Source organism: Actinoplanes sp. SE50/110 (assembly GCF_900119315.1).
Taxonomy (GTDB): domain Bacteria; phylum Actinomycetota; class Actinomycetes; order Mycobacteriales; family Micromonosporaceae; genus Actinoplanes.
Window position 1 is genome coordinate 2,851,611 of sequence record NZ_LT827010.1, and the last position, 24,161, is coordinate 2,875,771.

Sequence of the window (24,161 nt, forward strand, 5' to 3'; positions counted from 1 at the left end):
CGGCTAACCGCAGGTGCCGTCGATCTTCTGGCCGACGGTGCTGAACTCGCCGTTCAGGAACGCCTTCGGGTCGTCCGACCGGCTCCCCCTGGTCAGCGCCGCGGCCACCTCGTCCACCGCGGCGCGCTGGGCGGCGTCGTCCGACTTCGCCCCGGCCGCGTGCACCTGGGTGGCCATGTCGCCGAAGGTCTTCTGCAGGCCCTCGGTGGCGGTGTCGTCGCTGCCGGCGGCGAATCCGGCCAGCTTGACCGCGCCGTCGGTGAGGATCTTGTAGACCGCGGTGCAGACATACTTCGGCTGGCCGGCCGACGCGGACGGGACCGGCGCGACGCTGAACGGCGCCGGCATCGAGGCGGGATTGACCTTCACCTCGCACCCGGCGGCCAGGGCCAGCGTGGCGATCAGGGCGACGGGTACGGCGATCCGCACGGGCATTCCCCTTTCTCGACTCCAGTACGCGGCAGCATAATGCGCCGCGACACCTTTTGCGCGGTAGGGAAGTTAGCTACGAACGTGGCGAAATTCCCGAAAAATGCCTTCATAGTCGGTACGACGGTGGTAGTACTGGCTGCCGGTGGCACCGCGTTCGCCGACCTCGTCTCGCCCAGCCCGGTCACCTCCCCGTCGTTCAACGGCTCGGTCTACGCCGTCGCCTACCGCGGCAGCACGGTATACGTCGGCGGCAACTTCACCCGCGCCATCGTCGGCGGCCGCACCGTGCCGCGCACCCGGCTGGCCGCCTTCGACTCCCGGACCGGGGCGCTGCTCGACTGGAAACCCGGCGCCGACGCCACCGTGCGCGCCCTCGCCGTGGACAGCGACACGGTCTACGCCGCCGGCGACTTCGACCAGATCAACGGCGTGAAGCGGGACGCGATCGCCGGACTCGGCGCCACCGACGGCGCGCTCACCCCGATGCGGCACACCGTCCTCGGCCAGCCCGCCGCGCTCGCCGCCGGACACGGCAAGGTCTACCTCGGCGGCCGGATCACCGCGGTCGACGGAGTTCCGCGGGCCAACCTGGCCGCCTTCGACACCGGCACCGGGGCCCTCGACCCCTGGGCGCCGACCACCGACGACACCGTGCGCGCGATCGCGGCCGCCGCCGACCGCATCTACCTCGGCGGCAGCTTCCACCGGACCGACGGCGCCCGATACACCCTGCGGCTCAGCGCGGTCGACCCGGTCACCGGAGTCCTCGACCCGACCTTCCTGCCCAAGCCGGTCTCCCAGGTGTTCGCGCTCGCCGCGGCCGCCGACGGGGTGTACGCGGCACTCGGCGGGCAGGGCGGGCGGGCGGTGTCGTACACCCGGACCGGGGCCACCCGGTGGACCCGGGTCTTCGACGGCGACGCCCAGGCGATCACCGTGCTCGGCGGCACCGTCTACGTCGGCGGCCACTTCGACAAGGCCTGCACCACCACCAACAACGGGGCCAAGGGCAGCTGCACCGACGGCTCGGTGCCGCGCGGCAAACTCGCCGCCGTCGACCCGCAGGGCAACCTGCTCGACTGGGCGCCGCAGGCCAACGGCGTCGCCGGCACCCGGTCGATGGCCGCCAACCCGGAGATCAGCTCGGTCAGCGCGGTCGGCGACTTCACCACCGTGGGCGGGCTGCCCCGTAAGCGGTACGCCGAGTTCGGGGCGATCGGGCCGCGACTCGAGGACGCGCCGGCCACCGCGGACTACGTGGCGTCGTACAACTTCGACTCGACCGTCGCCGACGGCACCTACGACGACGGGTCCGGCCACGGCCACCTGCTGCGCGCCGTCACCCGCCACGGCGGCACGACGACCGCCGTGCCGCACGGCAACGGCCAGGCGCTGCGCTTCCCGGCCCGATGCACCGGACCCACCTGCCCGCGCCTCGTCCTGGAAACCGCCTCCGGACCCGACCTCAACCCGGGAACCCGGCCCATCCGCTACGGCGCCGGCGTGCAACTCGCCCCGGCCGAGACCTCCAGCGGCGAGAACATCCTGCAGAAGGGCTACTCCACCGGCGGCGGCCAGTACAAGCTGCAGGTCGACGGCATCTCCGGCAAACCCAGCTGCGGCCTCGGCGACCAGGTCGTCTACCTCGCCCGCAGCCGGGTCTCGATCGCCGACGGCGGCTGGCACAGCCTGGAGTGCCGGCGCACCGGCCCCACCCTGTCCCTGCTCGTCGACGACGTGCTGCAGGCCAGCGTCGCCGTCCCGCCCACCGTCGCGGTCGACACCACCTCCCCGCTCACCGTCGGCGGCAAAGGCGCCGGCCCGAACAACGACCAGTTCAACGGAACACTGGATGACGTCTGGGTGCACATCGGGTAGGTGTCGTACCGGTCCGGTACCTTGCCCGCATGTCTGATCTCGACCGACTCCTCGAGGCCGGTTCCCGCCACGTTCAGGACGACGTGACCTACGTCGTCGAGCCGCACCCGGCCGGCAGCCTGGTCCTGCCGACCGGGCAGCTGGCCGCCTTCGACCCGGGCGTCACCGACGAGGACGAGGAGCCGTTCACGGTCCCCGTCACCCCCGGGACCCACCCGGTCACCGCCTGGGTCGCGATCCTGGAGAAAGAGGGCCGCGAGTGGCAGCGGCGGGTGGCGGCGCTGCAGGTCACCGTGCGACCGGGCGTGGTCATGTCGTGGGAGCTGGCTCTGGTCGCCAGCGACGAGCCGGCGGATCTCGCGCCCGGCGAGTTCTTCGGCTACGGCGTCGAGACCGGGGCCGGCGGCTTCGCCGACCTCAGCGTCTCGCGGATCCTGGCCGGGTGGGACACCGAGGAGTTCGAGGAGACCTTCGACCCCGACGAGTTCCCGGAGGAGCCGATCCCGGGCCACTTCGACCACGTGATCGACCCGGACACCGGAGCCAACCTGATCATGGCGGAGTCGGGGTGGGGAGACGGGTTCTATCCGACCTACGTCGGGCGGACCGCGGACGGCGAGGTGGCCTGCTTCGTGACCGACTTCCTGGTGGTGCCCTGAGCGGTGCCCCGGTGCGGTATCGCCGCATCGGCTCGGCCCACTGATGCAGGCCTCTGCGCACCGCAGGAGCCGACAGCGCCGCGACCGTCGGGAATGGACAGTCCGGTGGCCGACACCTAGGCTCGCAAACATGTCTTTGCGGGTTGGTGGGAAGCAGGATCAGGTGACGCTGCGCGCTGTCGCTCACCCGGCCCGACTGCACATCCTGTCGCTGCTCACCGGTGCACCGATGACGGCCGCCGAGGTGGCCCGCGAGCTGGGGATGAACAGCGCCAATGCCGCCTATCACCTGCGCACGCTGTACACCGCCGGGGTCATCGAGCTGGCCGGTGCGGAGCGCATTCGCGGTGGCCTGGCCAAGCGGTACCGGTACGACGCCACCCTTCATGCGGCCCGCGCGTCTGCCGGCGGTGGCGCGCCGGAGCCGGACCGGGCCGTCTACGCCGCGATCTCCGGCGAGCTGGGACGCCGTGCGCAGCATGCCGAGCCCGGTGGTGTCAACGCCCTCGCCGACGCCGAGCTGTGGGTCGATCCGCGGGTGTGGCGTGCCGCTCGGGACCGGATCAATGAGGTCGTCCGCGGCCTCCATGAGGCGGCGCAGAAACCCCGCACTCCGGGAGCGCTACGCACGAGCACCACGGTCGCGCTGTTCACCATGAAGGCGACGGCGTGAGAGTCCACGGCCCTCTTGCACACGCACCGTTCCGATTCCTGCTGTCCGGCCGGTTGGTCAGCTCCCTCGGTAACGCCATGGCTCCCATCGCGTTGGCGTTCGCCGTCCTCGACCTGACCGATTCCCCCGGCGCGCTCGGCTTGGTGATCGGGTCCCGCACCATCGCCAACGTCGTCTTCCTGCTTTTCGGCGGAGTGCTCGCCGACCGCCTGCCGCGGCACCTGGTGATGGTCGGCACCAGCGTCGCCGCGGGGGTCACCCAGGCGGCGATCGCCGCGACGCTCTCGACCGGCACCGCCACCCTGACCGTCCTGACGACACTCAGTGCGTTGAACGGCGTGTTCAGCGCGCTCGCGATGCCGGCATCGGCAGCGCTGCTACCGCAAACCGTGCCCGCCGAGGAACGTCAGCAGGCGAATGCCTGGAGCCGGTTGTTCCTCAACGGCGTGGCCATCGTCGGGGCGGCGGCCGGTGGGGTGTTGGTGGCCGCGGTCGGGCCCAGCTGGGGTATCGCCTGCGACGCCGCCACCTTCTTCCTCGCGGCTCTGCTGTTCGTGTTCGTCAGGACGATGCCGACCGAACCGATCGGCGCTCACCCCCTACCGGACCCGCCGGAAACCGGCGTCGTCCCACCTGACGAGGCTCCCGGTGGCGGAGGCATCGTCACCGATCTGCGGACCGGGTGGGCGGAATTCAGCTCGCGAACCTGGCTGTGGGTCGTGGTGGCCGGATTCGCGCTGATCAACGCCTGTATCGGCGGACTCACCACGCTGGGGCCCGTCGTCGCGAACACCACCTTCGGCCGCGCGACCTGGGGTTTCGTGCTGGCCGCGGAGACCGTCGGGATGATTGTCGGTGGCCTCGTCGCCCTGCGACTGCGGGTCAGCCGCCTTCTGCTGTTCGGCGTCGTCTGCGCGGCCTTCCAACTACTCCCGCTGTTGACCCTCGGCCTCGCGCCGCGGCCGGGCTTCCTGCTCGGCGCCGCATTCATCGCCGGTGTGGGGGTGGAGCAGTTCGGCATCGCCTGGGAGACCACCATGCAGGAACACGTACCCGCCGAGAGACTGGCGCGTGTCTATTCCTACGACATGCTCGGCTCGTTCATCGCCATTCCGATCGGCCAGCTGCTCGCGGGGCCGATCGCCCAAGCCGTCGGTGTCCGGCGCACGCTGGTCGGTGCGGCCCTGCTCATCGCCGTCGCCGTGGTCGGCATGCTCTGCAGCCGGGACGTCCGACACCTGCGCCACCGCCTCGGATCACCGGCGGACGCCCAGCCGATCGAGGCCTGAGCAGGCGACCCGTGGTGCACCGTCCTCGGCCGGAGGCGGGCGCTGACCGGGCCGGCCACGTGCCGCAACTGCGGTGATGCACCGTCCTCATTCGGGGGTGGGACTCGACCCGGCCACCACCTACGCCGGTCCCGCCGAGCCGCCGATGTGGATGAGACCGGCGCGGTGGCGCGTGCCGTGGGATGGGGCGCGGCTTGCGATCGGGGGCGGCACGGGATGGGGCGCGGCCTGCGATGGGCGCGGCGGGGATGGGGCACGGCCTGCGATGGGCGCGGCGGGGATGGGGCGCGGCGGGTGGGCTTACGGCGTACATCCGCGGGGTTGACGGTGACGTGGGGTTGCCCTGCGGTGCGGTCAGGCGGTGTGGTCGGGGAAGGTGCTGAGCAGCGAGGTCATCCACGGTTGTGGGGGGACGGCGCCGGGGCCCAGGATGCGCATCGTGCCGAGCACGGTGATCAGCATGCCCATGGCGAAGAAGTCGCGGGCCTCCTCCGGGGTGGCGCCGGTGAGGTCGCGGACGGTTTGGTACATGTTGCCGTAACAGGCTCGGACGGCGTCGCCGACGACCGGGTCGGCGCTGGCGGCGAAGCCGTGCAGGAGGACGGCGAGGAGTTCGCGCTCGGCGAGCAGGTCGGTGTAGGCGCTGCCCAGGCTGGCCAGAGTCGGCTCCCGGTCGGCGGCCGCCCGCCATGTCGCCTCGATGCGCTGGCCGGCGTAGCGGACCGTGGCCAGGAACAGCTCCTGCTTCGAGCCGAAGATGCGGATCACGTACGGCTGTGACACGCCCGACAGGCGGGCCACCTCGTCGGTGGACGTGCCGACATATCCGCCCTGGGCGAAGGCCTGCAGGGCGGCGGCGACGATCTGCTCCTGGCGTTCCGCGGCGGTGAGACGGATCCGAGACACGTTGACAGGTTATCAGTTGATGCTTACGGTCTTAGTTATCAGCGGATAACAACTTAGGGGTACGTCGTGACCACCCTCGCTTCCCGAGCACCCGCCAAGACCCGGCCGTTGGCGGCCGTGCTCGCCGCCGTCGGCATCCCGACCTTCATGGTCTCCCTGGACAACCTCGTGGTCAGCACGGCGCTGCCGGTGATCCGCACCGAACTGCACGCCTCGATCACCGACCTGCAGTGGTTCGTCAACGCGTACACGCTGCCGTTCGCCGCGTTCCTGCTCACCGCCGCCGCGCTCGGCGATCGGCTCGGGCGGCGCCGGATGTTCCTCGGCGGCATCGTCGTCTTCACCCTCGCCTCGGCGGCCGCCGCGCTGTCCACCGAAGCGTGGCAGCTCACCGCCTCCCGCGCGGTGCAGGGACTGGGCGGGGCCGCGATCACCCCGCTGGCGCTGACCCTGCTCGCCCGGGCGGTCCCGGCACACCTGCGCAACGCGGCGGTCGGGATCTGGGGCGGCATCACCGGGCTCGGCGTCGCCGTCGGCCCGGTCGTCGGCGGCGCGGTCGTCGACGGCCTGCACTGGTCCTGGATCTTCTGGCTGAACGTGCCGGTCGGCGTCGTCGCCGTCGTGCTCGCCGCGACCACGCTCGACGAATCCCGCGGCGACGGCCGCCGGCTCGACCCGATCGGCCTGATCCTGTCCGCCGGCGGCATGCTGCTGCTGATCTGGGGCGTCGTCGACGGCCCCGACCGGGGCTGGACCAGCGGCCGGGTCCCGGTCATGCTCGGCGCGGCGGTCGTGATGCTCACCGGCTTCCTTTTCTGGCAGGCGCGCAACCGGACCCCGATGCTGCCCCTCCGCCTGTTCCGCAGCCGCGGCTTCAGCCTGGTCAACGCGGTGACCCTGACCTTCTCCGCCGGTGCGTTCGGCTCGGTGTTCCTGCTCTCCCAGTTCTTCCAGGTGGTGCAGGGCGCCAGCCCGCTGCAGTCCGGCCTGCGCACCCTGCCCTGGACGGCGGCCCCGATGATCGTCGCGCCGCTGGCCGGCATGCTGGCCGGCCGGATCGGCCAGCGGATCCTGATCGTCGCCGGTCAGGTGTTCCTCGCGGCCGGTCTGCTGTGGATGGCCCTCGGACTGTCGGTGACCGCGTCCTACACCTCGCTGATCGGGGCGTTCGTGCTCGCCGGCATCGGGATGGGGCTGACCTTCGCCCCGGTCAGCACGATGGTGCTGGCCAGCGTGGACGTGAACGAGCAGGGCGTGGCGTCCGGCACCAACAACACGATCCGCGAATTCGGGGTGGCGGCCGGGGTGGCGGCTCTCTCGTCGATCTTCAGTTCGCTGGGCGGTTTCAGCAGCTTCGATGCCTTCATCGACGGTACGCGGCCGGCGGTGCTGACCGGCGCGGCGGTGATCGCGGTGGGGGCGGTGGTGGGGCTCTGGCTGCCCCGCAAGGCCTGACCACCGGCCGGACCCGACCCCCGGTCCCGCGTCACCTCGTAGCGGACCCACCGGCCGGGGCAAGGCCGGCGTCGGTGTACCGGGCTGCGGCACGGGCCGGTTCCTCCTTCACCCGCTTGACGTGGCGCCGCTGCTCGCGGGCGGTGTCCGGGTGGAGTCGGCGATGTCGCTGCGTCCGCATCATGTCAGTAGCCACCAAACGGGTCGACCCGCCGCTGAACGGGCGCGAAGTGTGTCGGATGGAAACAATCGGGGGTGAACTGTTGCCCTTCCGCAACATGAATGCAACGATGACCTTCAATCCCGGGCTGAGCGGCCGGGCGAGGGCATCGGCTTCGTCCGGCCGATCCGAACCCACCTCGCGACGACCGCGGCCCGGTGACCACCGCCCGTCCCCCCGGCGGAGCGAAGACAGCGTGTGCCGGACCTCCGACCGGCACACGCTGTGCCTTTCTCCGGGCACGAACGGCGTACCGCCGCATGCCGGGCCGCGGCCCGGCGATCAGAAGCGGATCTCAGATGTTGTGTTTGAGGTAGGCGGGTTCCCGCCACCCCAGTATCGCCTCGGTCATTCGGATCGCGTCGGAGGCCGCCCGGACGTCGTGCACCCGCATGATCCGTGCGCCGCGCAGCAGGCTGAAGACGACCGTGGCCAGCGTTCCGGCGAGTCGTTCCTGCTGCGGGCGGTCGAGGGTTTCGCCGATGAAGTCCTTGTTGCTCAGGGCCGCGAGCATCGGGTAGCCGATGGCGGCGATCTCGTCGAGGCGGCGGGTGATCTCCAGCGAGTGAAGGGTGTTCTTGTTCAGGTCATGGCCCGGGTCGATGATGATCTGATCCGGGCGCACGCCGCGGGAGAGGGCCAGCGCGACCTTCTGCCGGAGGAAGTCGCCGACCTCGGCGGTCACATCCCGATATCGCGGACTGGGGTAGAGGGTGCGCGGCGCGGCGAGGCTGTGGCAGATGACCAGTTGCGCGTCCGTGCCGGCGACCGCGTCGGCCATCGCGGGATCGCGCAGCCCGGACGTGTCGTTGACGACGGCGGCGCCGTGCCGGATCACCTCGGCGGCCACCTCGGGGCGGAACGTGTCGACCGAGACGACGGCCAGGTCGCGGGCCGCCTCGACGACGGGCAGGACTCGGTCGAGCTCCTCGGCGGCGGTGACCTCGGGGCCGGGAGCGAACGGGACGCCGCCGATGTCGATCCAGTCGGCCCCCTCGGCGGCCGCGTGACGGACCGCCTCGGTGGCCTTCTCCAGGGCGAAGGTGCGGCCTTTGTCGTGGAACGAGTCCGGCGTCCGGTTCACGATCGCCATCACGACGGCCTGGCGGCTGAAGTCGTACGTCCGGCCGCCGATCACCCGGATGCTGCTGAGGTCACTCACAACCGGCGACCCTACACAGCGCGGCAACCGACGGCCCGGACACCGTGACCTGTGAGAGTGTGATTCGGTGAGGCTGCTGTCCGACCGCAGAGTCGGTATGAAGATCATGTTCGCGGTGCTCGTCGTCGCCCTGCTCAGCGTGACCGACGGCCTGTTCGCCATGGACAGTCTCGGCACCACCAACAACATGGTGAAAGCCGGCTACCAGAACAGTCTCGAACTGGAGACGATCGGCAACCTGCGCAGTGCCGTCAACCGGACCTGGCTGGCGGCCTCCGACGACCTGCTCGCCAGCGACGCCACGGCCCGGCAGGCCGCCACCGGCGCCCCGACCGACGCGCAGAACCAGGTCGACCAGTATGCGCAGGGATATCAGGGCTATCCGACCGGCAGCGACGAGGGCGCCGCGTTGCAGGCGTTCCGGATGGCCTGGGCGTCGTACGCCGACGTGCTGAGCGGCACGCTGCTGCCGCTCGCCGCCGCCGGCGACCGGGCGAAGATCGACGCCGTGCGGACCCGGCAGATCGTCCCGTTGATGACCGAGGTGCGGGGGCAGCTCGCCAGGCTGTCCGACCTGACGGTGGCCGAGACCGCCGCGCAGGAGACCGCCGCCGAGAGCCGCTACCAGGGCACCAGGTGGCGGGTGCTGCTGATGCTGACCTTCAGCGCCGGGATCGGGGTGGTCCTCGCCCTCGGGGCGAGCCGGATGATCGTACGGCCGCTGTCGCGGTGCGTGACCGTGCTGGACCGGATCCGGACCGGTGACCTCACCGCCCGCGCCGAGGTCACCGGCCGCGACGAGGTCGGCCGGATGGCCGACGCCCTCAACCACACCGCCCAGGCGATGAGCGACATGGTCGGCCGGGTGCGGACCAGCGCCGATGTCCTCGCCTCCGCCGCCGAGGAGCTGTCCACCGTCTCCAGCGAGCTGTCCGTGTCGGCGGAGGAGACTTCCGCCCAGGTCGGCACGGTGTCCGCATCGGCCGGCCGGGTGTCCGAAGGGGTGCAGGCGGTCTCCGCCGGGGCCGAGGAGATGGGCGTGTCGATCCGGGAGATCGCGAACAGCGCCAACGAGGCCGCCGGGGTCGCCGCCGAGGCCGCCCGTACCGCCGAGCACACCAACACCAGCGTGTCCCGGCTCGGCGAGGCGTCCGCGCAGATCAGCACGGTCGTCGCGCTGATCACCTCGATCGCCGAACAGACCAACCTGCTGGCCCTCAACGCGACCATCGAGGCGGCCCGGGCCGGCGAGATGGGCAAGGGGTTCGCGGTGGTCGCCGCCGAGGTGAAGGACCTCGCCCAGGAGACCGCCCGGGCCACCCAGGAGATCACCGCGCAGGTCGCCGCGATCCAGACCGAATCCGACGGGGCGGTACACGCCATCCGGCAGATCGCCGCGGTCATCGCGACGATCAACGACTACGCGACGACGATCGCGGCGGCCGTCGAGGAGCAGACCGCGACCACCGCCGAGATCGCCCGCAGCGTCGGTCAGGCCGCGGAAGGCTCGTCGGCGATCGCCGGGACGATCGCCGGTGTGGCGCAGGCCGCCCAGCAGGTCACCTCCGGCGCGACCGAGACCCAGCAGACCGCCGCCGAACTCGCCCGGACCGCGGCCGAACTCCAGGCCACGGCCGCGACCTACCGGACCTGACGACGACATCCGGGCGGCGGCCTCGTAGAGTCGCCGGGTTTCCGCGGACAAGGCACGCCGGAGCGCTTCGTGGCGTTCGGGGCGGACCGGTACGACCGGCTCCGCTACGCCCTCGACCTGGGCTGAGCCGAGGTCAGGCGGTGGTGTCGCGGATCAGTTCGGTGACCCAGTCGACGGCGACCCGGGCCTGGTCCGGGGGGCTGGAGTGCAGGGCGTCGACGATCAGCCAGATGCGGTCGGCCAGCAGGGCGTCACCGCCCAGCTCGGTGACCAGGCGGTCGACCACGGCGCGGCTGTCGGCGAGGTAGGCGCGGGCCAGCTGGGCCGGCTCGTCGGTGGCGCCCGGGAACTCGGTCAGATAATTGCGGAAGGCGCAGCCCCGCCAGCCCGGCCGGCGGGTCGACTCGGCGATCTCGGCGACCAGGGCGATCAGCTGTCCGGCCGGGCCGTGCGCCCAGCGGAGCGCCTCGGCGGCGGCCTGCTCGCGCTCCCGGCGGGACAGTCGCAGATAGGCCGCGGCCAGCTGCGCCTTGCTGGGAAAATGCCGGTACAGCAGGTTCTTGCCGCAGCCGGCGACCTCGACGACCTGGGCCATGCCGACCGCGCGGACGCCGTACCGGTAGAACAGCCCGGCGGCCGCGGTCAGAATCGTGTCGCGGGTGCCCGGAACCGGCGTACGTGCCATAGTCCCCAGATTAGCGGACTGATCGGTCCAAACCGACATTCAGCCGTCCATTGGACAGTTCGTAAATCTGGTCTACCAAATCGAGACCCTCCGCGCGGTGCGCGAACACCAGCACCGTCCGCCCGGACGCCGCGTCCAGCAGATCCGCCATCAGCTCCCGGGCGCCCGCCTCATCGATCCCCTCGGTCGGCTCATCCAGGATCAGCAGCGCCGGATCGGCCAGCAACGCCCGCGCGGTGGCCAGCCGGCGCCGCTGCCCGCCCGACATCGTGCTGCCCCCGGTCCCCAGCCAGGTGTCCAGCCCGGCCGCCAAACCGTCCAGCCACGGGCCGAGACCGACCCGCCGCAGCGCGGCGACAACCTCTCCGTCACTCGCGGCCGGTGCGGCGAGACGCAGATTTTCCCGTACGTCGGAAGCGAACACATGTCCGGTCTCATCGCTGACGAGGACGGCCCGGCCGCCGACGCGCACCTCGCCGGACCGCGGTCGCAGCAGGCCGCCGAGCACGGCGGCCAGCGTCGACTTCCCGGAACCGGAGCGGCCGGTGACGGCCGCCCTGGCGCCTGGCCGGAGGTGCAGCGAAAGGCCGTCGATCGTGGGGTCACCCTGGGGGTCCCAGGCGGCGACCAGGGCCTCGATGATGACCTCGCCGGACCTCGGCCGGGATGCCGGTGGTGGCGCGGGGTGGCCGGGATCGACCGGCGTGGTGCCGTGGACCGCCGCGCTGTCGGCGATGGGCCCGGCTCCGGCGGCGATCTCGTCAGTGGGTGTGTCGGCTCCGGTGGCGGGCGTTTCGCCGGTGGCGTCAGGTTCCGCTGGGGCGGGGCGGCGGGCGGTGGGGTCGTCGGTGGCCAGGGCGGCGACCCGGTGTTCGGCGCCGGTGGCGGGGCGGCGGGCGGTGGGGTCGTCGGTGGCCAGGGCGGCGACCCGGTGTTCGGCGCCGGTGGCGGGGCGGCGGGCGGTGGGGTCGTCGGTGGTCAGGGCGGCGACCCGGTGTTCGGCGCCGGTGGCGTGGCGGCGGGCGATGGCGGCTTCCGGCAGGGCGACCAGCGGCTCGCCCAGGGCGATGACGCCCAGCAGCAGGACCGCGGACCACTCCGCGGAAAGGCCGGCCCGGCCCAGGACGATGGCCGTTCCGGCGGCGGCGACCGCCCACCCCAGGTGGGCGACGGCGGCGGCCAGGCCGGCGGTGCGGGCCGCCCGGGCCTCCAGTACGGCCAGGGTGCGGCTACGGTTCTCCGGCACGCCGGAACGGGCGGCGCCGGTGCCGAGTTCCTCGACGCCGTCGACCGTCTCGACCATCGCGTCCCGCAGGGCGGCCCGAGCGGAGCCGGTCGCGGCCTCCTGGCGGTCCGCCTGCCACCAGGCGAGCAACGGGGCCACCACGCCGGTGATCACGATGCCGAGGGCGAGCACGCCGGCGATCCGGGTGGCGAGCACGGCGGGCGCCACCCCGGCCGCCCGCGCCGCGAGGCCGGTCGATGCGGCGTCGCCGGACACCGCGATGGTGGCGGCGGCATCCCCCGACATGGCGATGGTGAGCGCGGCGGCCCCGGCGACCGCCACCGTCACCGCGGCGGTGAGGATCGGGAACCAGCCGCGGAGCAGACCGTCGACCCGGGCGTCCACGTCGTCGACCAGGCGGGTGAGGAGATCACCGCGGCGGTGCAACCGAGGGCCGGGGACCCGGGGGATCAGCTCGGCGTAGACCGCGGCCCGCCGCCGACCCAGCCGGGCGAACGCCACGTCATGGGCGACCAGACGCTCCAGGTAGCGGAGCAGGGGGCGGGCCACCGCGCTGCCGCGGACCAGGACCACCGCCGCGGACAGGGTCAGCACCGGAGGCAGGGTGGCGGCCCGCACCAGCAGCCAGGCGGCGGAGCCGGTCAGGGTCAGCCCGCCGAGGACCGCGGCCGCACCCAGCGCGACCGCGACCCAGGGCCGCCGCCACCAACTGCCCTCCGCGGCGATCTCGGCAGGCCGGGGTGCGGACGCGGGGTGCTCTCGAGAGGCTTCCCCGGGAGCGTCGCAGGCGGGGCTGTCGGCCGGGGTCGTCGTGATGCCGGGCGGGGCGGTCAGGTCGACGATGCGGTCCGCGGCGGCGAGGAGGGCGGGGCGGTGGGCGACCACCAGGACGGCGCAGCCTCGTCGGGCGAAGTCCTGGAGGTGGGTGATGACCAGGCGTTCGGCGGCGGGGTCGAGGTGGGCGGTGGGTTCGTCGAGCAGCAGGGTGACCACCGGGCCGGGGTGCCGGCTCGCGGCGGGTTCGCCGCGGCGCAGGTGGGTGGCCCGGTGCAGGAGGGCGGCCAGGGCCAGGCGCTGACGTTGACCGGCGGAGATGCCGCGGCCGTGCTCGCCGAGCGGGGTCTGCGGAGTGACCTCGGTGTCCAGGCCTACCAGGTGCAGGGCGGAGCGGATCTCGTCGTCGGTGGCTCCGGCCGGGAACGCCTCGCCGATCGTCCGGGCGTGCGGCAGGGCCGGGCGCTGGGACAGGTGGAAGGTGCGGCCCACCGCGAGGGCGCCCCTGTCGGCGGGGTGCAGGCCGGCCAGGACCCGCAGGAGGGTGCTCTTGCCGGCGCCGGACGGGCCGCGGAGGGCGACGAACTCGCCGGCCTGGACGGCCAGTTCGGGCAGGGAGAGCGCTTCGCCGCGGGAGCCGGGATAGGAGGCTCGCACGCCGGACGCGAGCACACCCCACCGCGGGGTCGCCGCGGCCGACGGTCCGGGTGCGGTGGCGGCGGGGAGTGCGGGTGTCGGGGTGGCAGCGGCCGGGAGCGCGGGTGGAAGGCCCGCGGTGGCGGCGGGGAGTGCGGGTGTCGGGGTGGCAGCGGCCGGGAGCGCGGGTGAAAGGCCCGCGGTGGCGGCAGGGAACGCGGGTGGCGGGGCGGCGAGATCGCTGAGCGGAGAGGGCGAGGGAACGGGGCAGGAGCGGATGCGGTGGGTCAGGGCCAGCCATTCCTGGCTGAGGGCGGTGTCCGGCAGAGAGCCGGTGCGAGATGCGGCGAGCGGCGCCGCGGGTGGGGTGAGGATGTCGGTGACGTCGGTGATGACCGCGGTGGCGTCGGTGGCGGCGTGGTAGCGGGCGGCCATCTCCCGCAGCGGGCGGTAGGCCTCGGGGGCCAGCAGGATGGCGAGCAGGGCCGGGGCCAGTGGCATGGAGCCGCCGGCGACCCGGATGCCGGCCTGGACGGCGATCAGGCCGACCGAGAGGGTGCCGACCAGGTCCAGGGCGGTGGAGGAGAGGAACGCGACCCGCAGGACCCGCAGGGTGGCGCGGCGGTGCCGGTCGGTGAGGTCGGCGATGACGGTGGTCTGGCGGTCGGCCCGGCCGTACATGCGGAGGGTGCCGAGACCCTGGACGACGTCGAGGAAGTGGCCGGCCAGCCGGGCGTCGGCGGCCCAGCGCTGCTCGGCGCGGGCCTGGGTGGCCCAGCCGATCAGGGCGCCGAGGATCGGGACCAGCGGGAGGGTGAGCAGGGCGATCACCGCGGAGGCCGGGTCGGCCAGGAACATCACGGTGAGCACGACCGGGGGCAGCGTCACGCCGAGGATCAGGGACGGCAGGTAGCCGGCGAACCAGGGGCGCAGGGAGTCGAGCCCGGTGCCCAGGATGGTGGTGAGGCGACCGGCGCCGAACGAGGCGACCCAGGCCGGGCCGCGCCGCACGACGGTGCCGAGCAGGCGGCGGCGGAGCTCGTCGGTGACCTTGGCGGCGGTGCGGCGGGCGGTGACCTGTTCGGCCCAGGCGAGCAGGGCACGGGTGGTGAAGGCGGCGGCGAGCAGGGCGACGGCGGTGCCGCGGGAGCCGCCGAACAGCAGCGAGTGTGGCCGGGACGGGGCGATGAGCCGGGTGAGGGCCACGGCGATGGCCAGCGTCGCGGCGGCCTGACCGATGCCGATCAGGGACTGCAGGGCGATGCCGGCGCGCGCGGTGCGGGCGTGGCGCAGCAGCCTCGGGTCGATCGGGCCCCGCGGCGGGCGGCCCGCGGTGGGCGGGTGGGGCGAGGCGGACGGTGCTGACGACGTACCGTCAATCGGGGTGGAGCGGCCGGAACCGGCAGCGACCGCGACCGAGGAGCGGGCCGCGGTCATGACGGGATCCGCTCGCTGGCGATGCGGCGGCGGAACACCCAGTAGGACCACGCCTGGTAGGCGACGACGCCGGGCAGGATGAGCACGCCGGCGACGGTGATCAGTCGCAGCGCCGACGGGCCGGCGGCGGCGGATTCGCGGGTGAGCGACCACAGCGGCGACAGGGTGCTGCGCAGCACGACCGCGCCGTGGGCGGTGAAGACGGCGACGATCGCGCCGGTGACCGTGAGCGCGGTGGTGGTGAAGGCGAGCGCTTCGCGGCCCTGGCGGGCGAGCATACCGGTGATGAAGCAGAGGACCGCGGCGACCAGGGTGAGCCGGGAACCGGTGGCGAGGCCGGCGAGCAGCAGCAGGACGGTGCCGGCGTTGCCGCCGTGCCGGGACAGCGCGACGGCGCGGCGGCGGACCGGGCCGGTGGTGCGCAGCGCCAGGAAGGTGGCGCCGAGCAGGATCGTGCCGAGCAGGGCGGCGAGGGCGCCGAGGCCGGCCGGCACCGAGAACAGCGGGGCCAGGCTGCGGCTCAGGCCGTGCCCGGTGACCGCGCCGTCCGGGCCGAGGGCCAGGCCGCGCACGAAGATGCCGAGCTGGGCGCCCCAGAGCAGGACGACGCCCGCCGACGAACCCGCCAGGAGCAGGTCGCAGCGGTGGCGCCAGGCGGGGGAGTCGTGCTTGCCGCGGAATTCCAGCGCGACGCCGCGGACCGCGAGCAGCAGCAGGATGCCGACCATCGGCAGGTAGAGGGCCGAGAGCAGGACCGCGTACCAGGACGGGAAGGCGGCGAAGGTGACGCCGATCGCGGCGACCAGCCACACCTCGTTGCCGTCCCAGAACGGCCCGATGGTGCGGATCGCGGCGGCGCGTTCGTGGTCGTCCCGGCCGATCATCGGGGCGAGCAGGCCGACGCCGAAGTCGAAGCCTTCCAGGACGAAGTAGAGCACCCAGGCCAGGACGAGGATCGCGAACCAGAAAGTGATCATGGTGGGCTCCTAGTACGCCAGGGCTTTGTTCTCGGTGACCGAGACTTCCGGAGTCATGGGTTTCGCCGCGATGTGGAGCACGAGCCGGTACCAGGCGATCGCCAGCAGGCCGTAGATCAGCGTGAAGCCGGCCAGGGAGGCGATCACCTCGGCGCTGGTCAGGCCGGGGGAGATGCCGTCGGCGACCTTGGAGATGCCGAAGGCGAGCCACGGCTGCCGGGCCGTCTCGGTGAACACCCAGCCGAACGTGTTGGCCGCGGCGGGCAGCAGCGGCGACAGCAGCAGGATCCGCTTCACCCACCCCGGGACCTCGTCGTCGGCGAAGCGCAGGAACCCGGGCAGCAGCCGGCCGGTCCGCGCCGACGAGGCCCAGAGGTAGTACGCCGCGAGCGCCATCCCGGCCACCCCGGCGCCGATCATCAGGCGGAACGTCCAGAACGCCACCGGGATCATCGGTATGTAGCTGCCCGGTCCGTACTGCGCCGCGTACTGCGCCTGGAGATCGTCGATGCCCTGCACGGTGCCGTCGAACGATCCGGTGCCCAGGAAGGAGAGCAGCCGCGGGATCTCCACCGTCAGGAACGGCTTCTCGTGGCCGAGTCTGCCCAGCGCGAAGACCGAGAACGGCGCCCCGGTGGTGGTCGAGTAGAGCGCCTCGGCGGCCGCCATCTTCATCGGCTGCACCGACGTCATCACCTTGCCCAGCCGGTCACCGGTGATCGCGGTCAGCGCTCCGCCGGTCAGCATCAGCCAGGCGCCGAGCCGGGCCAGTGTCCGGAATTCGTCATGAACGGCGAGGCGCCACACCCCGAGGGCGAGCAGCAGTCCGCCGCCGGCCATCGCCGCGCCGGCCATCGTGTGCGGGAAGGCGGCTAGCACCACCTCGTTGGTGAGCAGCCCGGTGAAGCTGGTCAGGCGGGCTCGTCCGGTGACCGGGTCGAGGGCGTAGGCCACCGGGTTCTGCATGAAGGAATTACCGGCGAGGATGATGTACGCCGAGAGCAGCGTCCCGATCGCGACGACCACGATCGTGGCGGCGTGGATCCGCCGGGGGAGCCGTTCCCATCCGAAATACCACAGGGCCAGGAACGTCGCCTCCAGGAAGAACGCGAGCATCCCCTCGACCGCCAGGGTCGGCCCGAAGACGTCACCGTAGAACTTGGCGAACGCGCTCCAGCCGAGCCCGAACTGGAACTCCTGCACGAGTCCGGTGACCACCCCCACCGCGAAGGTGACGATCAGGAGCTTGCCGACGAACTTCGTCAGGTTCCGGTACTTCTCGGTCCGCGTCCGCAGCCAGGTCAGGTGCAGTCCCGCCGCGGTCGCCGACAGGCAGATCGACAGCGGCACGAACAGGTAGTGGTAGATCGTCACCACCGCGAACTGCAGCCGGGTCAGGTCGAGCACGTCCATCGGGTCTCCCCCTCTACGACTCTTCGTAGTAGATACTACGAGACGTAGTACGACACGCTCTAGTAGGATGGGTCACATGGCACTTGGCGATCTTGAACGTGAGGTCATGACCCAGCTCTGGGACGCTTCCGAGCCGCTCACCGTGCGACAGGTGCACGAGCGGCTCAGCGCCGACCGCGATCTGGCGTACACGACCGTGATGACCGTCCTCGACCGGCTCGCCAAGAAGGAGCTCGTCGTCCAGCAGCGGGCCGACCGGGCGTACCGGTACGCGCCGGCGCAGACCCGCGAGGAGATGACCGCCGGCCTGATGCTCGACGCGCTCAGTGCCACTCCCGATCGGGACGCCGCGCTGGCATACTTCCTGGGCCAGCTGCCGCCCGGCGCCATCCAGGCCGCCCTGAACGCGACACCGAAAGAGACGTGACCGCACTCCTGCTCGGTGCCCTCGGGTTGACCCTGTCACTGGTCGTCCCGGGCATCCTGGCCGGCGCCCGATGGCCCGACCGCGCCCCGGTCGCCGCCGTCCTGCTCTGGCAGGCCCTCACGCTGACCGCGGTGCTCTGCGCGCTCGGCGTGGTGCTGGCCGCCCCCGAGGAGCTGACCCGGGCGGCCGGCGCCGGCCACCCGTGGGCGGTCGCCGCGCTGGTGTTCTCCCTGGCGGTCGCCGCCACCATCGTCACCCGGCTGTTGATCTCACTGATCCGGGTCACCGCCCGGGCCCGGGCCCGCCGCGAACGCCACCGCACGCTGGCCGACCTGCTCGACCGGGTGGAACGGCACCGCGAACTGGGCGGTCCCGAGGTGCGGGTGCTCGACGCGCCGTTGCCACTGGCCTACTGCGTGCCCGGGCGCGAGCCCCGGGTGGTGCTCAGCGACGCGGTGCTGCGGGTCCTCGACCGTGCCCAGGTCGACGCGGTGCTCGCCCACGAGCAGGCGCACCTGCGGCACCGGCACGAGCTGGTGATGGAGTCGTTCACCGCGTTCTACCAGGCGGTGCCGGCTCCGCTGCGCTCCCGGGCGCCGCTTGACGCCGTACACCTGCTGTTGGAGATGGTGTCGGACGACGCCGCGCGGCGCCGGACAGGCGCGGCGCCCCTGCGTGCCGCGCTGTCCCGGCTCTCCGACGCGGTTCCCCTCGCGGAGGAGGCCCCGGCCGACCCGGCGGGTGAATCCCGGCGCCGCCGCCTCGACCGGCTGGCCGGTCCCGAGGTCACCTCGCGGGGCCTGTCGGTGCTCGCCGGGCTCGCCGCGGCCAGCCTGATCGTGCTACCCACGGTGATCCTGATCGTGCCCTGGCTCGGTCAGGCCCTGGATGCCTGGCCATTCCGGTCACTGTGAGTGCTGGAGGGTGTGCGAGCGGTTTCGCCGCGGGCGCGCGCTTCATTTGCCTCGGTGATCCGGGTACGGTGGTCCCCGGTTCGGCAGCCCCCCATCGTCCATCCGGCCGATCTGACGAACCACCGCCCAATCGCCCGTAACGGCGAGCCGGGGAACCAGGTAAGTGGGGTGTAGCCGTTCGCGGCCGGGCGTTCTTCCCGCCCGAACCCGTCAGCTAACCCGGTCGGCGGCTGAATGGAAGAAAGGACAACGCACCTACGTGAAACGGATAGGCGCGCGTGGCGTGCTGCGCAGTCTGCTCTGCGCCGCCGTCGCTGCCGGACTCGTTCTCACCGGACCTGTCGTTGCCCACGCCACGCCCTCGCCGTCCAGCGTCGAGGACCAGATCGACAAGCAGTGGAACGAGCTCGAGCCCGTCATCGAGGACTTCAACGACGTGCACGGGAAGCTGATCAAACTGCAGAAGCAGCAGAAGCAGCTGAACGCGACGCTCGACCCGCTGCAGAAGAAAGTGGACGTGGCCATGAAAGACGTCCGTGGCCTCGCCTCGGACGCCTACATGCAAGGCCCGCCGACCGCTGTCGCCGCGATTCTCAGCGGTTCGCCGACCAGCCTGACCGAGAAGCTCTCGCTGCTCGAACAGCTCGCCGCGAACCGTCAGGACTCGATCAGCGAGGTGGTGAAACTCCGCGACAAGTACGCCGCCGACAAGGCGAAGGTGGATGCCCTGGCATCCGAGATCTCCGCCCGCGACGCCGATCTGAACCAGAAGAAGACGGCGATCGAGAAAGAGATCACCTCCCTGCAGAAACTGCGCCTGCAGGCGTACGGGAAAACGGATGACGGGCCGTTCAAGACGGGTCCCTGCCCGGTCGACTACACCAACGACATCGGTGGCCGGGCCGCTCAGAAGGCGTGCGACCTGATCGGCAAACCCTACGTATTCGGTTCCGAGGGCCCGAACAGCTACGACTGCTCGGGACTGACGAAAGCGGCGTGGGCGTCGGTCGGCGTGCACCTGGAGCACTACACCAAGGATCAGTGGACCGAGGGCCGCGCGGTTTCGCGAAGCGAACTGAAACCGGGTGACCTGGTCTTCTACTATTCCGACGTGCACCACGTGTCGATCTACATCGGCGGTGGAATGGTCGTGCACGCACCGCACACGGGCGACCACGTGCGGATGGCGACGATCGATCGCGGTCCGATCGCCGGCTATCGGCGGCCCTCGGGCTGATCCGGTCAGTCGGGTCGTCAGGCCGCTTCCGGTGCGCCGGGGGCGGCCTTTCGCGTTCCGGCACATCGGACACGGGCATAATCGCGTTTCATGAGCGACGCGCTGATCGACAGCCTGACCGCCGCGGTCCAGGCCCGCCCCGACGACCTGCCGCTGCGGCTGCACCTGGCCGAGTTGCTGGTGACGGCCGGCCGGGGCGCCGAGGCGATCGAGCACGCCGCTCAGGTCCTCAGCCGTGATCCGGCCAACGAGACGGCCCGCGGCTTGATGACGTCCGCGCTCGGCGGGCCGGCCCCGGCTGCCGCCCCGGCCTCCGGGGTCGACTGGGGCGCGATGGAGCAGCAGTTCGGCGATGTCGTCCCGCCCCGGTTCGCCCGGGCCGGCGACGAGCCCGAGCCGGTCACCGGCGATGCCGACCGGGCGTTCGACGTCGAGCGGTCCACCGTGACCCTGGCCGACGTGGGCGGCATGGCCGAGGTGAAGAAGCGGCTCGAAGTGTCCTTCCTCGGCCCGCTGCGCAACCCGAAACTCCGCAGCCTGTTCGGCAAGAGCCTGCGCGGCGGTCTGCTGCTCTACGGTCCGCCCGGCTGCGGCAAGACATTCCTGGCGCGGGCGGTGGCCGGGGAGATGGGCGCGGCGTTCCTCTCGCTGTCGATCACCGACGTGCTGAACATGTGGATCGGCAGTTCGGAGCGGAACCTGCACGACCTGTTCGAGTCGGCCCGCGGGCACGCCCCCTGCGTGCTGTTCCTCGACGAGATCGACGCGCTGGGGCACAAGCGCAGCCAGTTGCACTCCTCGGCGATGCGTACCGTGGTCAACCAGTTGCTCACCGAGCTGGACGGCGTGCAGGGCGGCAACGAGGGCGTCTTCGTGCTGGCCGCCACCAACGCGCCGTGGGACGTCGACGCGGCCCTGCGCCGGCCGGGCCGGCTCGACCGGACCGTGCTGGTGCTGCCGCCGGACGGTGCGGCCCGGGCCGCGATCGTCGAGTACCACCTGCGGGACCGGCCGGTCGCCGGGGTGGATCTGGCGGCGGTGGCCGCGGCCACCGAGCACTTCTCCGGCGCCGACCTGGCGCACCTGTGTGAGACGGCCGCCGAGTACGCGATGCGCGACTCGATCGCGACCGGCGAGATCCGCATGATCAACCAGGGGGACATGCTGGCCGCGGCCCGCGAGGTGCGCCCGTCGACGGACGCGTGGTTCACCACGGCGCGCAACGTCGCGATGTTCGCCAACGAGAGCGGCGAGTACGACGACCTGGCCGCCTACCTGAGGAAACGGAAGGGCCGCTGAGCCTTTTATCACTAACGGGTCACGGAAACTTGCCCGTCTGGCAAGATCGCCGGATGCTGTGCGTCATGCCGCATTCATTCGGCGGCAAGCTTCGCCGCCCCACCGCTGGTCACCGGGGTGTTGCCGGGCACCGCTAGAGTGGCCCGAGTGGTCACATCATGTGGCCATTTTTCTCGATCTAACGGTTTTTGGGTGTCAGCGAGCCGGGCCGGCTCATTGAGGAGCTTGCCGTGAGCGTCGCCGCCCCACCCCGTGCCGCCCGCTCCCAGTGGATCTCCGCGCTCCGCGAGCTCGGTCTGGTCGCCGTGCTGTTCACGATCTACAAGATCGGCCGGATCGCCGCCACCGGCCACGTCGTCGAGGCCTACGACAACGCGCGCCGCGTCTGGGACCTGGAACGCTGGATGCACCTGCCCGGCGAGCTCAGCCTTCAGCACCGGTTGCTCTCCTGGCACTGGCTCGTCGAAACGGCGAACTGCTATTACGCGTACGTCCATTTCCCCGCCACCGTGGCCTGCCTGATCTGGTTGTACGTGCGCCGCCCCGCCCACTACCGCTGGACCCGCAACGTGCTCGCCCTGCTCACCGGCGCGGCGCTGGTGGTGCACTTCGGCTTCCCGCTCGCCCCGCCACGGATGCTGACCGCCACCGGCATGCTCGATCTGGGCCGCATCTACGGCCCGGCGGTGTACGGGGCGCCGGAACACGACCAGCTCTCCAACCAGTACGCGGCGATGCCCTCCCTGCACGTCGGCTGGGCCGTCGTGGTGGCCGTCGCCCTGATCGCCGCCACCGGCAGCCGCTGGCGCGGCCTGTGGCTGCTGCACCCGATGATCACGCTGCTGGTCGTCGTCGGCACCGGCAACCACTACTGGCTCGACGCGGTCGCCGCACTCGCCCTGCTCGCCGCGGCGTACCTGTTGGTGCGACCCCAATTTTCCGCAACCTTGAAACCGCCGGCGCTCCCGGCGATGGTCCCCCTGCCGCGCCTCCCGCTCGAGGAGCCGGCGCTGCGCCGCTAGACAATCTGGCCAGGGGCGGGCGTTGCGCCGTTGGGTGGTGCTGGCCAGGGGCGGGCGCTGCGCCGTTGGGCGGTCTGCGCCGGCGGCGGGGGCGGGCCGCTGACCGGTTCAGTCCGCGGCGAGCGGGCGCTGCGCCGTCGGGTGGACTGTGTCGGAGCGGCATGAGCCCGCGTCGCGCTGGTGGACGCTTCCCGTCGACAGGAGGGCCAGTGTTGAGCCGTTGGGCGGTCCATGCCGGCGGCAAGTGGCGTCGTTTCGTCTCTGTCGGCTGCAGGAGCCGGTCTTGCGCCGCTGGGCGCCTCCTGGCAACGCGGAGCGGCGGTGTCGCGCCGTTAGGCGCTTTCCCACCAGTTCAGCGGATTGCCGTCGACGTCGTAGACGTTGCCGTACTCCCAGTGATCGCCGCGCGGGCCGGTCCAGGCGTTGATCGCCGCCTCCACCGCATCGAACCCGGCCGCGGCCGGCACGGTGATCACGATGAACCGCCGGTCCGGCGGCAGCTCCACGATCCCGCCCAACTCGTCGAAGGCATCCCGGAGCGGCCCGAGATCATCCCCGGCGGGCGGCGATTCCGGCACCACCAGCAGGCAGAGGTTGCCGCCGTGCCGCACCACCTCGAACCCGCCACCGGCCCGGATCCGAATCTGGTCGCCGGCCGCCAGCCCCTCCACGAAGGCGGGGGTGCCGAGCACCATGCGCAGGTCATCGTCGAGCGGGCGGGTCAGCACCGACTCGTAGACAATCTGGCCACCCGCGCCGAGCCCGGCCACCAGCCGGACATGCTCCGCCATTTCCTCCACGGTCACGCCGGGCATTCTGGGGCATTTCACCCGCCACCGGTGATCCAACGCGCCGCAGTCTCGCATATCGTTGCCGACCCGCGATCTTCCCGGCCCGCCCTGCCTGCCCGTCACGGGTGATCTTTCCGGCCCCCCTCCTCCGTCGGCCACCTCTCGCCGCCGGCTCCCTCTTCTGTTGGCCCCCCTCTCGCCGCCGCCTCCCTCCTTCGCCGGCCTCCTTCTCGCCGCCGGCCTCGCCTCCCGCCGCCGACCCGCCTCCCGACCGTGACCCTCCCGCGTCGCCTTCCGGTGGCCTCTGCGCCGGCCGGCCGGGCACGCCAGGCCCGGCCGGCCTCATCTGATCAGCAGTTGCGCAGCTCGGGGGACTGATTCAGCAGCTGCCCCCGCGGCGACACGAACCGCTGGTACCGCTCCCCGCCCACCGCCGAGAACGCGAACGCCGCCACCCGATGGCAATTCTGGAACGCCAGCTTCGCCCCGAAATGCCGCTCCAACCCACCGCGGATCGCATCGCTGGCCAGCGCTCGAAGCAGCTGCCCCCGCTCACTCTCCGACGGCGGCGGCACCTCGTGATCCGCGAATTGCTCCCCATTCGCCTGCAGATCGGTCATCACCGAGCTGACCACTTCCCACGCATACGGCAGCGACCCCCGCACGCAAGCCACAAACTCCGCATCGGTCACCTCGCCCCGCTCGGCCCTCTCCAGCAGCTCCGTCGAAACCTCAAGCGACATGCCAAACCCTTCCCGTTGTACGTCGTTGCCCCTCCATCTTGTTGGAAACGATTTTCATTACCAAGCCAACACGCCGTGCCTCGTCCGTCCGCGCACCCCGCCCCACCCCATCCGCCTCCATCCCGCACCGAACCCCGCACAGCCCGCACTGAACCGGCGCTTCCGCGCAGCGTCGCCCGATATCGGTGATCGTCGTGCCGCAGCCGAGCCCGGCGCGTGGTCTCCTCCTGAG

General features: G+C 72.0%; 20 protein-coding genes and 1 riboswitch. Of the genes, 11 read left to right on the plus strand and 9 right to left on the minus strand.

Translation table 11 applies throughout. The annotated features are described in order from the left end of the window. Nucleotides 1-3: 3 nt before the first annotated feature. Entirely contained in the window at nt 4-435 is a 432-nt protein-coding gene (locus ACSP50_RS12670) for a hypothetical protein (protein ID WP_014690011.1), read from the minus strand. Nucleotides 436-555: 120 nt separating this feature from the next. On the opposite strand from ACSP50_RS12670, the gene ACSP50_RS12675 reads away from it, so the two are divergent. The 4 genes from ACSP50_RS12675 to ACSP50_RS12690 all read left to right on the plus strand — a co-directional run bounded on the left by ACSP50_RS12675 (nt 556) and on the right by ACSP50_RS12690 (nt 4,931). Beyond that, nucleotides 556-2,310, plus strand: a complete 1,755-nt coding sequence (locus tag ACSP50_RS12675; protein ID WP_231956917.1) for a LamG domain-containing protein — start codon at nt 556-558, stop codon at nt 2,308-2,310. A 29-nt stretch (nt 2,311-2,339) separates the two neighbouring features. Next, nucleotides 2,340-2,969 carry a DUF4241 domain-containing protein gene (locus ACSP50_RS12680; protein WP_014690009.1) on the plus strand — a complete coding sequence of 210 codons (630 nt, stop codon included), beginning with the start codon at nt 2,340-2,342 and terminating at the stop codon, nt 2,967-2,969. 130 nt (nt 2,970-3,099) lie between these two features. After that, nucleotides 3,100-3,642, plus strand: a complete 543-nt coding sequence (locus ACSP50_RS12685; protein WP_014690008.1) for a winged helix-turn-helix domain-containing protein — start codon at nt 3,100-3,102, stop codon at nt 3,640-3,642. Next, nucleotides 3,639-4,931 carry an MFS transporter gene (locus ACSP50_RS12690; protein WP_014690007.1) on the plus strand — a complete coding sequence of 431 codons (1,293 nt, stop codon included), beginning with the start codon at nt 3,639-3,641 and terminating at the stop codon, nt 4,929-4,931. Before ACSP50_RS12685 ends, ACSP50_RS12690 begins: the two co-directional genes overlap by 4 nt. A gap of 354 nt (nt 4,932-5,285) precedes the next feature. On the opposite strand, the gene ACSP50_RS12695 is transcribed toward ACSP50_RS12690, so the two are convergent. After that, nucleotides 5,286-5,837 carry a TetR/AcrR family transcriptional regulator gene (locus ACSP50_RS12695; RefSeq protein ID WP_014690006.1) on the minus strand — a complete coding sequence of 184 codons (552 nt, stop codon included), beginning with the start codon at nt 5,835-5,837 and terminating at the stop codon, nt 5,286-5,288. A 66-nt stretch (nt 5,838-5,903) separates the two neighbouring features. On the opposite strand from ACSP50_RS12695, the gene ACSP50_RS12700 reads away from it, so the two are divergent. Beyond that, the gene (locus ACSP50_RS12700; RefSeq protein ID WP_014690005.1) at nt 5,904-7,292 is read left to right on the plus strand and encodes an MFS transporter; all 1,389 of its coding nucleotides are present in this window, start codon (nt 5,904-5,906) and stop codon (nt 7,290-7,292) included. Between the two features lie 515 nt (nt 7,293-7,807). On the opposite strand, the gene folP is transcribed toward ACSP50_RS12700, so the two are convergent. After that, nucleotides 7,808-8,605, minus strand: coding sequence for a dihydropteroate synthase (gene folP, locus ACSP50_RS12705; RefSeq protein WP_369793953.1), 798 nt, complete (start codon nt 8,603-8,605; stop codon nt 7,808-7,810). A gap of 166 nt (nt 8,606-8,771) precedes the next feature. Here folP and ACSP50_RS12710 point away from each other — a divergent pair, with 166 nt between their 5' ends. Next, a complete protein-coding gene (locus ACSP50_RS12710; RefSeq protein ID WP_014690003.1) occupies nt 8,772-10,328 on the plus strand; it encodes a methyl-accepting chemotaxis protein in 1,557 nt (518 codons plus the stop codon). A 133-nt stretch (nt 10,329-10,461) separates the two neighbouring features. Here the strand turns inward: ACSP50_RS12710 and ACSP50_RS12715 are convergent, their stop codons facing one another. The 4 genes from ACSP50_RS12715 to ACSP50_RS12730 are packed head-to-tail and all read right to left on the minus strand — an operon-like array spanning nt 10,462 to nt 17,496. Further along, complete coding sequence (locus ACSP50_RS12715; protein ID WP_052311576.1) at nt 10,462-11,013, minus strand: TetR/AcrR family transcriptional regulator; 552 nt, start codon at nt 11,011-11,013, stop codon at nt 10,462-10,464. A gap of 10 nt (nt 11,014-11,023) precedes the next feature. Next, nucleotides 11,024-15,106: an ATP-binding cassette domain-containing protein gene (locus tag ACSP50_RS12720; protein WP_014690001.1), complete on the minus strand. Its 4,083-nt coding sequence runs from the start codon at nt 15,104-15,106 to the stop codon at nt 11,024-11,026. After that, nucleotides 15,103-16,083: a cytochrome d ubiquinol oxidase subunit II gene (gene cydB, locus ACSP50_RS12725; RefSeq protein ID WP_014690000.1), complete on the minus strand. Its 981-nt coding sequence runs from the start codon at nt 16,081-16,083 to the stop codon at nt 15,103-15,105. Before cydB ends, ACSP50_RS12720 begins: the two co-directional genes overlap by 4 nt. 9 nt (nt 16,084-16,092) lie before the next feature. After that, nucleotides 16,093-17,496, minus strand: coding sequence for a cytochrome ubiquinol oxidase subunit I (locus ACSP50_RS12730; protein ID WP_014689999.1), 1,404 nt, complete (start codon nt 17,494-17,496; stop codon nt 16,093-16,095). A 106-nt stretch (nt 17,497-17,602) separates the two neighbouring features. Between ACSP50_RS12730 and ACSP50_RS12735 the strand changes: the two genes are divergently transcribed. The 5 genes from ACSP50_RS12735 to ACSP50_RS12755 all read left to right on the plus strand — a co-directional run bounded on the left by ACSP50_RS12735 (nt 17,603) and on the right by ACSP50_RS12755 (nt 22,395). Then, a complete protein-coding gene (locus tag ACSP50_RS12735; RefSeq protein WP_304412711.1) occupies nt 17,603-17,923 on the plus strand; it encodes a BlaI/MecI/CopY family transcriptional regulator in 321 nt (106 codons plus the stop codon). Next, on the plus strand, nt 17,920-18,837 hold the full coding sequence (locus ACSP50_RS12740) for a M56 family metallopeptidase (protein WP_014689997.1): 918 nt from the start codon (nt 17,920-17,922) through the stop codon (nt 18,835-18,837). The genes ACSP50_RS12735 and ACSP50_RS12740 overlap by 4 nt, the downstream gene beginning before the upstream one ends. Before the next feature lie 113 nt (nt 18,838-18,950). After that, nucleotides 18,951-19,082, plus strand: a riboswitch (cyclic di-AMP (ydaO/yuaA leader). 14 nt (nt 19,083-19,096) lie between these two features. Further along, on the plus strand, nt 19,097-20,074 hold the full coding sequence (locus tag ACSP50_RS12745; RefSeq protein WP_052311575.1) for an NlpC/P60 family protein: 978 nt from the start codon (nt 19,097-19,099) through the stop codon (nt 20,072-20,074). A gap of 90 nt (nt 20,075-20,164) precedes the next feature. Next, the gene (locus tag ACSP50_RS12750) at nt 20,165-21,373 is read left to right on the plus strand and encodes a tetratricopeptide repeat protein (protein ID WP_014689995.1); all 1,209 of its coding nucleotides are present in this window, start codon (nt 20,165-20,167) and stop codon (nt 21,371-21,373) included. Between the two features lie 230 nt (nt 21,374-21,603). Then, entirely contained in the window at nt 21,604-22,395 is a 792-nt protein-coding gene (locus tag ACSP50_RS12755) for a phosphatase PAP2 family protein (RefSeq protein WP_014689994.1), read from the plus strand. A 332-nt stretch (nt 22,396-22,727) separates the two neighbouring features. Here the strand turns inward: ACSP50_RS12755 and ACSP50_RS12760 are convergent, their stop codons facing one another. Together ACSP50_RS12760 and ACSP50_RS12765 are read right to left on the minus strand one after the other, a co-directional pair. Beyond that, nucleotides 22,728-23,201, minus strand: coding sequence for a DUF4265 domain-containing protein (locus ACSP50_RS12760; protein ID WP_157432777.1), 474 nt, complete (start codon nt 23,199-23,201; stop codon nt 22,728-22,730). 335 nt (nt 23,202-23,536) lie between these two features. Further along, complete coding sequence (locus tag ACSP50_RS12765; protein ID WP_014689992.1) at nt 23,537-23,929, minus strand: SCO5389 family protein; 393 nt, start codon at nt 23,927-23,929, stop codon at nt 23,537-23,539. Nucleotides 23,930-24,161 lie beyond the last annotated feature (232 nt).